Here is a 10,897-nt window from a genome sequence, read left to right as displayed (position 1 = left end):
ACTACCTCATCGGCTTTGATGACGAAAATGACCGGGAAATTCGCCGCATCTGCGGAGGTGATCCGGACCATAAAGTACATAGGCTGCTGGAATTTGCCGGCCTGCAGCGCGATGTAGCCGATCCGTGGTATACGGGAAAGTTCGATCAGACCTATGCCGATGTCGACCTGGGCTGCCGGGCTTTGCTGCAGTATTTACAGAAGACATAGATTCGGCAGCAGCCGTTGCTGAGACTACAGCTGCGTTTTATAGTATGTACCCCAATCTTCCATGGCTTTGATGATGGGACCCATGGACTGCCCCAATTCGGTGAGAGAGTACTCTACATGCGGCGGCACTTCCGGAAAGACAGTACGGGCAACAATGCCATCTTGTTCCAGAGAACGCAGGCTGTCGGTCAATACTTTCTGGCTGATGCCAGGCAAAGAATATTTTAATTCGTTAAATCGCCAGGAACGCTGAAATAGATTTCGTAAAATTAACAGTTTCCACTTACTGCCCAGAATCTGGACAGTTGTAGCTACAGGACATTCAGGTAATTCATGTTTCGTAAGCATAAGATGCTCCTTTTTCTTCGTCAGCAGACAAAACTGCGCTGCCTTGGGCAATGGTTACCCAAAGGTGACTAAGTAATAAATTTGTGCGTACTTTTCTTTTACCACTATCTAGTATATCATAGGCATCAGAGGTTGCGCATGTGCATCATTTACAATAGGAAAGGAAGATGATACAGAGGAAGGGGTACATATAATGTACAGAGTATGCTTTATTTGTTACGGCTCTCCCTATCGGGCTGTACTGGCAGAATTCGTAATGAATGCGCTTCTGGCGGGAACAGGCAGGAAAGGCTGTATTGGTACTGCTTCTGCAGTCATAGAGCGAACTGACGGGGTTTTCCTTGCATCTGCCCATAACGGCCAAAGGTGGGTGCCAGGTATAATACAGCCAGATATTCCGGTACAGGAAATTGTATATGATGAGTATGCCTATCTTATTGTGTTTGATCAGGAAAGTTATGAAGCATTACGCCGCCTCTGCGGCAGTAGTGGCGCCCACAAAGTACACAGGCTGCTGGAATTTGCCGGCCTGCAGCGGGATGTAGCCGATCCGTGGTATACGGGAAACTTCGACCAGACCTATGCCGATGTCGACCTGGGCTGCCAGGCCTTGCTGCAGTATATCGTGCAGCGGGATGGATAGTGCCTGTTTTGCCCGTACGGCTCAGCAGATGCGAAATCATCATCCCGTTGGTTGAAGTTGTATTCTGTTGTGGTATAGTATAGTTAGAAATGCAAAAAAGGAGTGGTTCTGCAATGGATAAAAACGTATTGGATTTTGTAGTAGAAAAAACAAAAGACCTGATGAAGGCTCCGTCGGCCAGCGATACATCCAAAAAAGATGCACAAACATGGCTGAATGCTGTAGGAACAGCAGATGAAGCAAAGGCCACAAAAACGTATATATCCGCGCTGGAACAGGATATTTGTACGATTGATGAACTCATAGCCCTGGCTCAGTCTGATATGGGTACTAAGATTTTTGGCGCTGATACAGCGAAAAAGGTAGCAGCTCATGCCAAACAGATCAAAGCAGAGGGAGCCTTGTTCTGTGACTGCCCGGCCTGTGCAGCCATTGAAGCTATATTGAAAAAGAAGGAGGAAATTCTTGCTTAACTGTATATGACGGAATATAAAACACGATAGGTGATATCGGAGAGGGTATCATCTATCGTGTTTTTAGCTGTATAGACGGCCAGGATAAAAGGCCGTCAGACGAAAAAGAAGAAGGGATACATAATGAAGATGAATCGGAATAGGTGTGCAGCTGTTGCCTTCGTGTGTGTTTTTGCTATTATTGCCATGGCGGCACCGGTAACGGCAGCTGATACGTCCATGGCGGAAGAACCGACAGAAAGGGCAGAAAAAATATCTGCTGCGGCGGTGCCGAAAGAACCCTTTCCCGTCGTGGAAACAACATTTACGTTTACAGAGCCGCTGAAGGAACGGCAAAAGACCGACATGATCGTCATTCACCACGTCGGCATACCGGCAGGCGATACGACAGCAGCTGCCATTCATGCAGCCCATCTTGCCAATGGATGGGCTGGCATTGGCTATCATTACGTCATCCGCAAAGACGGAACGATTGAACGGGGGCGGCCTGTCCAGACTGTCGGTGCTCATGCCTATGGAGAAAATGAGCACACTGTCGGCATTAACGTGACCGGTAATTTTGATACAGAAAAGCCAACAGCGGCACAGATACAGTCCCTGGAAACGCTGCTGACCTGGTTATGCCAGTACTATCACATTGAACCAGGTGTTACGACCATTATCGGCCATCGGGATCTGAACAGCACGGACTGTCCGGGCCAACAATTATATGCGCAGCTGCCGAGAATACGGCAGGATGTCAAGGTGCGTCTGGCAGAACAACAATTGGAAAATACACCTTTAAAAAGGATATTAAATAATCATGGAAAATAAATTTTTGACTTTTTGACTAAAGTGCGATTTTTTGGCGTAAAATCATTGACAAATCGATATAATCATGCTATCTTGTATACAGTTGTTAGCACTCCAAATACTAGAGTGCCAACATAAGTCAAATGAGCAGAGGTGAGAGCATATGGAGTTGGATGACCGAAAGAAAAAAATACTGCAGGCCATCGTTCAGGACTACATTATCTCTGCCGAACCAGTCGGGTCACGGACGATTGCCCGCAAGTATGATTTGGGTGTCAGTGCCGCGACGATTCGAAATGAAATGTTTGACTTGGAGCTGTTAGGCTATTTGGAACAGCCCCATACATCGGCCGGCAGGATTCCTTCGATTCAGGGATATCGGTTTTATGTAGACTGTCTGCTGGAACCGACACAGATATCGAAGAAAGAAAAACAATTCGTCCAGTCCTGGTTTCAGGATAAAGTACAGGATGTAGATCAGATCTTCCGCATGACTGCCAAGGTTCTTGCCAAGATCACACACAATGTGACCTTGGTTATGGCATCCCAGCAGGCAGGAGCCAAGTTAAAGTATATTCGCTTCCTGCCCCTTGATTCACGGCGAGCTATTATGATCGTCGTTGCCGATGGCGGACACATTGAAAACTGCATGTATCCCAAACCGGAAACGATGGACATTGACGAACTGAACGTCATTGCTGAACGGCTGACCCGTCGTCTGGCAGGCATGCCCATGAGCCAGATTGATGCGAATTTGCTGGAATCCTTTCATGATTCCATTGTCGATGATCTGGAACTATACCGGCTGGCCTTTCGCTCCATTCACAAGGTATTTAACCGGGAACATCAGGTATACCGCGGCGGAGCTACGGAATTGCTTACGAAGCCGGAGTTTAAAGACATTGATAAAGCAAAGCACCTGTTCACCATGCTCGAAGAACAGGACATGGTAGCCAACCTGCTCCATGATGACGGCAGCAGTAAGGATCAGAGCGTAACCGTTCGTATTGGCGAAGAAACAAAACTGGCGCCTATTAACGACTGCAGCATTGTAGAAGCTACATTTCGGGCCAATGATGTTGTCCTTGGCAAGATTGCCGTTCTGGGACCCATGCGAATGGAATATGCCAAAATCATTGGGCTGCTGGAATTCATGAAGCAGCATGTAACGCATATGCTGGAGCATTACCAAGGCGAGAAGATCTAGGAAGGGTTGATACAGGATGAGTGAAAAGAAAAAACACGATACGAAAACAGAAGTGAAAGCATCAAAAGAACAAGAAAATAAAAAAGAGGCTGTTACGGAAGAAGTAGAAACAATATCTCCAGTAACAGATGCGGCAGATGATGGCAAAGCAGCAAATGCTGCCAAACCGGATGCCCCATCGCAGGCCGATAAAGCCGCTGCGGAAATGCAGCAGCGCTACCTTCGTCTGCAGGCCGATTTTGTAAATTACAAAAAACGGACGGCAAATGAAAAGTCGCAGATTTCCGAAGTGGTCAAAATGGACGTCCTGAAGAACGTCCTTCCCGTTCTGGATAATTTTGAACGGGCCCTGCAGGTTCCGCAGGACAAGGTGGCCAGTGACATTAAGTCCTTCATCGACGGATACGCCATGATTTACAAGCAGTTATTTGACGTTCTGGCAAAAGAAGGAGTCACGAAAATGGACGCCGTAGGAAAGCCGTTTGATCCCAATTACCATCAGGCGGTCATGCGGGTTCCCAGCGACGAATATGAAAATGACACAGTCGTTGAAGTCCTGCAGGAAGGGTATTTGCTGGGCGACAAGACATTGCGTCCGGCAATGGTAAAAGTTGCATTTAACGGTTAACTATCGTAGTAACATATTGAGGAGGAATTCATTATGAGTAAAGTAATTGGTATTGACTTAGGCACGACGAACTCGGTTGTAGCTGTTATGGAAGGCGGCGAACCTACGGTTATTACAAACTCCGAAGGCTCTCGTCTGACTCCGTCTGTCGTTGGTTTCTCCAAAACCGGCGAACGTCTCGTAGGCCAGCTGGCTAAACGGCAGGCTATTTCCAATCCGGAAAACACAATTTCTTCGATTAAACGTCATATGGGTGAAAATTATACCGTCGAAGTAGAAGGCAAAAAATATACGCCCCAGGAAATTTCAGCCATGATTTTGCAGAAACTGAAAGAAGATGCTGAAGCTTATTTAGGTGAAAAAGTTACCCAGGCTGTTATCACGGTTCCGGCATACTTCAATGATGCACAGCGTCAGGCTACGAAAGACGCTGGTAAAATTGCGGGTCTCGACGTTCTTCGTATCGTCAACGAACCGACGGCAGCAGCCCTGGCTTATGGCGTCGATAAAGGCGGCGACGGCAAGATCCTCGTATTCGACCTTGGCGGCGGTACATTCGATGTATCTATTCTGGAATTAGGCGACGGCGTCTTCGAAGTTAAAGCTACGAACGGCAACACGCACCTCGGCGGCGATGACTTTGATAATGCTGTTATGAACTGGATGATCAGCGAATTCAAGAGCCAGACCGGTATTGATCTTTCTACGGATAAAATGGCTGAACAGCGGTTGAAAGAAGCTGCTGAAAAAGCAAAGATTGAACTGTCCACGGTTATGTCGACCAACATCAATCTGCCGTTCATTACGGCTGATGCTACAGGTCCGAAACATTTGGATCTGACCTTGACCCGTGCAAAATTCAACGAACTGACAGAAGACCTCGTACACGCTACGATGGAACCGACGAAGAAAGCCATTGCTGATTCGGGCTTCACGATTGATGAAATCGACAAGATTCTTCTGGTCGGCGGCTCCAGCCGTATCCCGGCTGTACAGGATGCTATTAAATCCATTTTGGGCAAAGAACCGAGCAAAGGTGTCAACCCTGATGAATGCGTTGCTATTGGCGCCGCTATTCAGGCCGGCGTTCTCGTAGGCGATGTCAAAGACGTCCTGCTTCTGGATGTTACGCCGTTGTCTCTGGGCATTGAAACCCTGGGTGGTGTCTTCACGAAGATCATTGACCGGAACACGACAATTCCGACTTCGGGAAGCCAGGTATTCTCGACTGCTGTAGATAATCAGCCTTCTGTTGACGTTCATGTCCTCCAGGGCGAACGTGAAATGGCTGCTGACAACAAGACACTGGGCCGTTTTGAACTGACCGGCATTCCGGCTGCTCCCCGTGGAGTACCTCGTATTGAAGTAACCTTTAACATCGATGCCAACGGTATCGTAAATGTTTCGGCTAAAGATCTTGGCACAGGCAAAGAACAGAAGATTACGATTAAATCCTCGTCGGGCCTGGATAAGAGCGAAATTGACCGCATGGTCAAAGAAGCTGCTGCTCACGAAGCAGAAGACAAGAAACGTAAAGAAGCTATTGAAGCCAAGAACAACGCCGATTCCCTGATTTATCAGGCAGAAAAGACGATTAAAGACTTAGGCGATAAAGCTGATGCTGCTAAAGTATCGGAAGTTAAGAGCAAGATTGCCGAACTGAAAGATGCTGTCAAGACTGACGATGTGGACAAGATCAAAGCTGCTTCGGAAGCTCTGACAAAACCGCTGTACGATCTGACCAGCGAAATGTATAAACAGGCTGGTGCACAGCAGGAAGCTGCGCAGCAGGCTGCAGCCGGCGGAGCTCAGGATGCCGGTGCACAGCAGAGCACGCAAGGCGATGAAAAAGTAGTTGACGCAGACTACAAAGTTGTCGACGACGACAAGAAGTAAGATAGATAAGAGGGGTTGCCCACTATGAGCAAGCGAGATTATTATGAAGTACTCGGCGTTCCGAAAGATGCCAGCGATGCGGAAATCAAAAAAGCATTCCGTAAATTAGCGATTAAGTACCATCCTGATAAGAATCGGGACGACCCTAAGACGGCCGAAGAAAAATTCAAGGAAGTCAATGAAGCCTACAGTGTACTGTCCAACAAGGAAAAACGGGCACAGTACGATCAGTTTGGCCCTGACGCTTTCCAGAATGGCAATGCCGCCGGTGGTGCCGGCGGCTTCGGCCAAGGTGGTTTTGGCGGGTTCGGCGGATTTGGCGGCCAGGGAAATTTCGGTGGATTTGAAGATATTTTCGCCGATTTCTTCGGCGGCCAGGGCCGTCGCCAGGGCGGCAGCAGTAATGGCCCGCGCCGCGGCGCCGACTTGCGGTTTGATGTAGAAATTTCCTTCCGCAATGCTGCTTTTGGTACGGAAATGGAAATTGAAGTCCCGAAAGAAGAAACGTGCGATCGTTGTCATGGTACAGGTGCCGAACCGGGCAGTGATGTAGAAACTTGCCCAGTCTGCCACGGTACAGGCCAGCAGCGGGTCGTACAGAATACGCCTTTTGGCCAGATGGTCAATGTCCGGACGTGTTCGCATTGCGGCGGTACAGGCAAGATCATCAAAAAGAAATGCAGCAAGTGCCATGGCACAGGTACGGTAAAAGTCCGTAAGAAACTGAAGATCAAGATTCCTGCCGGTGTCGATGACGGCGCTCGCCTGCGCGTTGCCGGCGAAGGTGAACCAGGTGAACGCGGCGGCGGTCATGGCGACTTGTACGTGTACATCTTCGTCCGCCGGGATCCGCAGTTCAGCCGGGAAGGCAATGATATCAGATCGAAAGAAACGATTTCTTTCGCCCAGGCAGCACTGGGATCTACAGTTCGCGTCGATACGCTGGATGGCAAGATTGATCTGAAAATTCCGGCAGGTACGCAGAATGGCACGGAATTCCGTATCAGAGGTAAAGGCGTTCCCGTTTTAGGATCGAAAGGACGGCGCGGCGATCATTATGTTCAGGTTACCGTAGCCGTACCGAAACGGTTAAGCGATAAGCAAAAAGAACTGCTCCGTGACTTTGCTTATGCTGGCGGCGAAACCTGGGTGGGGGAGCCTAAATCAGCAAAGGACTCCTCTCAGGATAAGCCGAAAGAAAAGAAAGGGTTCTGGAGCAGATTAAAAGAAGACATTTAATAATGCAAGGGAGAACAGTCGATGAAATGGAATGAAGTCGAATTGCTTGTTTCCCCAGAGGCCACCGATTTGGTGGCCCTTCTTTTATATGAATGCGGCAGCAATGGCTCAATTATCCATGATGAAGTGACAGATGAGCTGGGACGTATTCGTATAACTGCATACTTTCCGTCCAGTCAGGAAGATGCAGTGGAAACAGTAACACAAAACATGAAACTCCTGGCATCGCGAGATGATACGTTAGGCTCGTGGAGTCTCATTCAGGAAGATGCTGATGATGCTGACTGGCTCTATGCGTGGCAGAAGTATTTCCATCCTGTAAAAATGTCACCGCACTTCTGGGCTGCTCCTGCCTGGGAAAATGCAGTTCCTGCAGAAGGGGAAGATGTTATCCGCATTGAGCCAGGTATGGCCTTCGGCAGCGGAGTCCACGACACGACCTGTATGTGTGTACAGTTTTTAGAAGAGTGTGTGCAGCCTGGCGATGTCGTGCTGGATGTTGGTACGGGGACGGGAATCCTGGCCATTGCGGCCGCTAAATTAGGTGCCGTTGCCGTTACGGCAGTAGACCTGGATGCACAGGCTGTGACACAGGCACAGATAAATGCCAGACTGAACGGCGTTGAATCGGTCCTGTCCATACAAAACAGCGATCTCTTGACAGCAGTACCGGCTGGCCGCAGCCAAGCCGATGTCGTAGTTGCCAACCTTGTTACCGATGCCGTCCTGGCACTTATGCCGGCACTGCCGCAGTACCTGCGCTCCGGCGGCACCTTCATTGCCAGCGGGATTATTGACGAACGTATTGAAGAGGTGCGGCAGGCTGCTGAGGATATGAACTTTCAGTGGGATGAAGAACGACTGCAGCATGGCTGGTATGCCGTAAAGATGAGGCGAGTGTAATGAGAAAAATATTTACAGATTTTCCCATAAAGGGAACCTTTGCCTTATCGGCAGATGATGCCCATCATGTATTGGTCGTACTGCGTCATACCGTAGGAGACAGACTGCGTGTAACCGACAGCGAAGGGGCTACGTATGAATGCCTGATTACAGCCATGGAGGGACATGCTGCCGTACTGACGCCAGTCCAGAAAATTTCCGATGGCTCTATCCGCAATGGTGAAGTCATTTTGGCAGCAGGACTGCTGAAAGGCGATAAGTTTGACTGGGTCATACAGAAAGCGACAGAGCTGGGTGTGAGCCGTATCATTCCTGTACAAATGAGGCATTGTGTAGTAAAATTAAATGAAGCGCGACGCAGGGGACGGTGGGAACGGTGGAATCGAATTGCAGCGGAAGCAGCCAAGCAATGCGGCCGCGACGACATACCGCCTGTAGAAGATGTCATGGACTTTCCTGCTCTTGTACAGACCTACCAAAGCCGGCGTTTTGTCATTCCCTATGAACGGGAGACAGCACCGTTTCATGCCGTTTGTCAGGATCTTCACCATGGGGATCTGGTGCTCTGCATCGGTCCGGAAGGTGGGTTTGCAGAAGAGGAAATACAGTATGCTTCCACACATGCTTCGTGGTGCCATACAGTGTCTCTGGGACCACGGATCTTGCGGGCTGAAACGGCTTCACTGGCAGCCCTTGCCATTATCATGTATGAAAGAGGATTTAAGTAATGCCAACCATTGCCTTTGCCACGCTGGGGTGCCGCGTGAATCAATACGATACGGACAGTATGCGCGGTCTCTTCCTGGCCCGTGGATTTTCCGATGCCGATTTTAATGGCATTGCCGATGTATACGTCATCAATACCTGCTCTGTAACCCAGATGGGAGAAAAAAAATCACGCCAGCTCATTCGGCGGGCGAAAAAAAACAACCCCCAATCGGTTGTCGTTGTTACTGGCTGTTATGCGCAGCTGTCACCGGAACTGCTGGCTGCCATGGAAGGCGTCGATGCCGTCGTCGGTACGAACGAGAAAAAAGGGATTGTTTCCATTGTTCAGCAATTGCTGCAGCATCGGGGAACGCAGACAGTACAGGCTGTTCATAACGTGATGAAAGACAATGAATTCGAAGAGATCCCTTTGTATCCGTCTGCTGTAGAACACACGCGGGCTGACCTGAAAATTCAGGAAGGATGCAACAATTTCTGTACTTACTGCATCATTCCGTATACGCGGGGCGGCCTGAAATCGCGTCATCCTGATGCCGTCGTCGCAGAAGCGAAGCGTCTTCTGCAGTTTGGCTTCAAGGAAATTGTCCTTACGGGCATTCACCTGGGGGCCTATGGCCGCGATTTGCCGGAAAAGCCGTCGCTGGCCCTTATTTTGCGGCGCTTGCTGGCAGAAACGGATGTACCGCGAATTCGCATGGGCTCTGTAGAATCGCTGGAAGTAGACGAAGACCTTATTGCCGTCATAAACAGCTCTGAGCGCATTTGTCCCCATCTGCATCTGCCATTGCAGTCTGGGTCCAATACGATTCTGAAGGCGATGAACCGGCAGTATACGGCAGAAGAATATGAAGCATTGCTTACGACGCTGCGCAGCCGTATTCATGGCCTGACCGTTTCTACAGACCTGATCCTGGGATTTCCCGGCGAGACAGATGCCTTATTTCAGGAAACGATGACCCTGTTGAAACGGCTGCAGTTTTCCCATATTCATGCCTTTCCGTACTCGCCGCGCCAGGGGACGCCGGCAGCGATAATGAAAGACCAGGTAGAGCAGGCCGTTAAAAAGCAACGGGTAGAGCTGGTAAATACCTTGTCTGAAAGACAAAAAGCAACCCTTTTACAGCAAATGATCGGTCAGACCGTTCATGTCCTGATTGAACAGCAAGATGGCGATAGAGGGGAAGGGTTTTCAGAAAATTACGAGCGTGTCTGCGTGTGCGGACTGCAGGGGAATCAGGTAGGTTCCATCGTTGCAGTACGGCTGGAACGAGCAGATGAGCATAGATTGACAGGAACTGTAAAGGAGGCTGAGTAAGATGGACGATTGTTTATTTTGTAAGATCAGCAAAGGAGAAATTCCCAGCACGAAAGTGTATGAAGACGACGATTTTTATGCCTTTAAGGATATTGCTCCTGTTGCGCCGGTTCACGTGTTAGTGATCCCGAAGAAGCATATTGCCAATATTGCTTCGCTGACAGAAGCTGACGCTGATGTAGCTGGCAAGATGTTATTTGCCATTCAGAAAGTAGCCAAACTATTGGGACTCGATAAAGATGGCTATCGCGTCGTATTCAATACAGGCGAAAAGGCTGGTCAGACAGTACTTCACATGCATGCTCATATTCTGGGCGGCAAGGAAATGGCATGGCCCGGCGTATAAGACGAAGTCCCCGCCGTTCCAGTCCACTGGCAGCGGGAGCAGTAATACGCATGATTTCGCTGGTGCTGCTGGCAGTACTGATAGGCTATTTATTTATCAAGGGAATTTAATCAAAAGACCGTATTGGTAATATGGACGGACCTCCCCGTTGTTAGACCAACTATCTAAC

General features: G+C 49.1%; 12 protein-coding genes and 1 pseudogene. 12 read left to right on the top strand and 1 reads right to left on the bottom strand.

Annotated elements, in window-relative coordinates; genetic code table 11:
- A pseudogene (locus Q3886_RS05310) lies at positions 1 to 209 on the top strand (low molecular weight phosphotyrosine protein phosphatase); the annotation flags it as partial.
- A gap of 24 nt (positions 210 to 233) precedes the next feature.
- Here the strand turns inward: Q3886_RS05310 and Q3886_RS05305 are convergent.
- A complete protein-coding gene (locus Q3886_RS05305; protein ID WP_301860130.1) occupies positions 234 to 557 on the bottom strand; it encodes a helix-turn-helix domain-containing protein in 324 nt (107 codons plus the stop codon).
- A gap of 193 nt (positions 558 to 750) precedes the next feature.
- Here Q3886_RS05305 and Q3886_RS05300 point away from each other — a divergent pair, with 193 nt between their 5' ends.
- From Q3886_RS05300 to Q3886_RS05250, 11 genes are all read left to right on the top strand, one after another.
- On the top strand, positions 751 to 1,200 hold the full coding sequence (locus Q3886_RS05300; protein WP_301860129.1) for a hypothetical protein: 450 nt from the start codon (positions 751 to 753) through the stop codon (positions 1,198 to 1,200).
- 113 nt (positions 1,201 to 1,313) lie between these two features.
- Positions 1,314 to 1,673 (top strand): molecular chaperone Hsp90, encoded by a 360-nt coding sequence (locus Q3886_RS05295; RefSeq protein WP_301860128.1) that lies wholly within the window; start codon positions 1,314 to 1,316, stop codon positions 1,671 to 1,673.
- A 123-nt stretch (positions 1,674 to 1,796) separates the two neighbouring features.
- The gene (locus Q3886_RS05290; RefSeq protein WP_301860127.1) at positions 1,797 to 2,486 is read left to right on the top strand and encodes a peptidoglycan recognition family protein; all 690 of its coding nucleotides are present in this window, start codon (positions 1,797 to 1,799) and stop codon (positions 2,484 to 2,486) included.
- Between the two features lie 142 nt (positions 2,487 to 2,628).
- On the top strand, positions 2,629 to 3,672 hold the full coding sequence (gene hrcA / locus Q3886_RS05285; protein ID WP_301860126.1) for a heat-inducible transcriptional repressor HrcA: 1,044 nt from the start codon (positions 2,629 to 2,631) through the stop codon (positions 3,670 to 3,672).
- A gap of 16 nt (positions 3,673 to 3,688) precedes the next feature.
- On the top strand, positions 3,689 to 4,300 hold the full coding sequence (grpE, locus tag Q3886_RS05280; RefSeq protein ID WP_301860125.1) for a nucleotide exchange factor GrpE: 612 nt from the start codon (positions 3,689 to 3,691) through the stop codon (positions 4,298 to 4,300).
- Positions 4,301 to 4,333: 33 nt separating this feature from the next.
- Positions 4,334 to 6,196 (top strand): molecular chaperone DnaK, encoded by a 1,863-nt coding sequence (gene dnaK, locus Q3886_RS05275; protein ID WP_301860124.1) that lies wholly within the window; start codon positions 4,334 to 4,336, stop codon positions 6,194 to 6,196.
- Between the two features lie 24 nt (positions 6,197 to 6,220).
- Positions 6,221 to 7,435 carry a molecular chaperone DnaJ gene (gene dnaJ / locus Q3886_RS05270; protein WP_301860123.1) on the top strand — a complete coding sequence of 405 codons (1,215 nt, stop codon included), beginning with the start codon at positions 6,221 to 6,223 and terminating at the stop codon, positions 7,433 to 7,435.
- A 21-nt stretch (positions 7,436 to 7,456) separates the two neighbouring features.
- Positions 7,457 to 8,338, top strand: a complete 882-nt coding sequence (prmA, locus tag Q3886_RS05265; protein ID WP_301860122.1) for a 50S ribosomal protein L11 methyltransferase — start codon at positions 7,457 to 7,459, stop codon at positions 8,336 to 8,338.
- Complete coding sequence (locus Q3886_RS05260) at positions 8,338 to 9,066, top strand: 16S rRNA (uracil(1498)-N(3))-methyltransferase (RefSeq protein WP_301860121.1); 729 nt, start codon at positions 8,338 to 8,340, stop codon at positions 9,064 to 9,066. Before prmA ends, Q3886_RS05260 begins: the two co-directional genes overlap by 1 nt.
- Complete coding sequence (gene mtaB / locus Q3886_RS05255) at positions 9,066 to 10,382, top strand: tRNA (N(6)-L-threonylcarbamoyladenosine(37)-C(2))-methylthiotransferase MtaB (protein ID WP_301860120.1); 1,317 nt, start codon at positions 9,066 to 9,068, stop codon at positions 10,380 to 10,382. Before Q3886_RS05260 ends, mtaB begins: the two co-directional genes overlap by 1 nt.
- Before the next feature lies 1 nt (position 10,383).
- On the top strand, positions 10,384 to 10,728 hold the full coding sequence (locus tag Q3886_RS05250; RefSeq protein ID WP_301860119.1) for a histidine triad nucleotide-binding protein: 345 nt from the start codon (positions 10,384 to 10,386) through the stop codon (positions 10,726 to 10,728).
- Positions 10,729 to 10,897 lie beyond the last annotated feature (169 nt).

Origin of the sequence: uncultured Megasphaera sp., assembly GCF_958350005.1 — a bacterium.
GTDB lineage: Bacteria > Bacillota > Negativicutes > Veillonellales > Megasphaeraceae > Megasphaera.
This window is presented reverse-complemented; position numbering and strand designations above follow the sequence as displayed.

Bases quoted from the DNA above. Each gene is read 5' to 3' on its own strand.
- Q3886_RS05305 (WP_301860130.1), bottom strand. From the start codon at position 557: ATGCTTACGAAACATGAATTACCTGAATGTCCTGTAGCTACAACTGTC.
- Q3886_RS05300 (WP_301860129.1), top strand. From the start codon at position 751: ATGTACAGAGTATGCTTTATTTGTTACGGCTCTCCCTATCGGGCTGTA.
- Q3886_RS05295 (WP_301860128.1), top strand. From the start codon at position 1,314: ATGGATAAAAACGTATTGGATTTTGTAGTAGAAAAAACAAAAGACCTG.
- Q3886_RS05290 (WP_301860127.1), top strand. From the start codon at position 1,797: ATGAAGATGAATCGGAATAGGTGTGCAGCTGTTGCCTTCGTGTGTGTT.
- hrcA (WP_301860126.1), top strand. From the start codon at position 2,629: ATGGAGTTGGATGACCGAAAGAAAAAAATACTGCAGGCCATCGTTCAG.
- grpE (WP_301860125.1), top strand. From the start codon at position 3,689: ATGAGTGAAAAGAAAAAACACGATACGAAAACAGAAGTGAAAGCATCA.
- dnaK (WP_301860124.1), top strand. From the start codon at position 4,334: ATGAGTAAAGTAATTGGTATTGACTTAGGCACGACGAACTCGGTTGTA.
- dnaJ (WP_301860123.1), top strand. From the start codon at position 6,221: ATGAGCAAGCGAGATTATTATGAAGTACTCGGCGTTCCGAAAGATGCC.
- prmA (WP_301860122.1), top strand. From the start codon at position 7,457: ATGAAATGGAATGAAGTCGAATTGCTTGTTTCCCCAGAGGCCACCGAT.
- Q3886_RS05260 (WP_301860121.1), top strand. From the start codon at position 8,338: ATGAGAAAAATATTTACAGATTTTCCCATAAAGGGAACCTTTGCCTTA.
- mtaB (WP_301860120.1), top strand. From the start codon at position 9,066: ATGCCAACCATTGCCTTTGCCACGCTGGGGTGCCGCGTGAATCAATAC.
- Q3886_RS05250 (WP_301860119.1), top strand. From the start codon at position 10,384: ATGGACGATTGTTTATTTTGTAAGATCAGCAAAGGAGAAATTCCCAGC.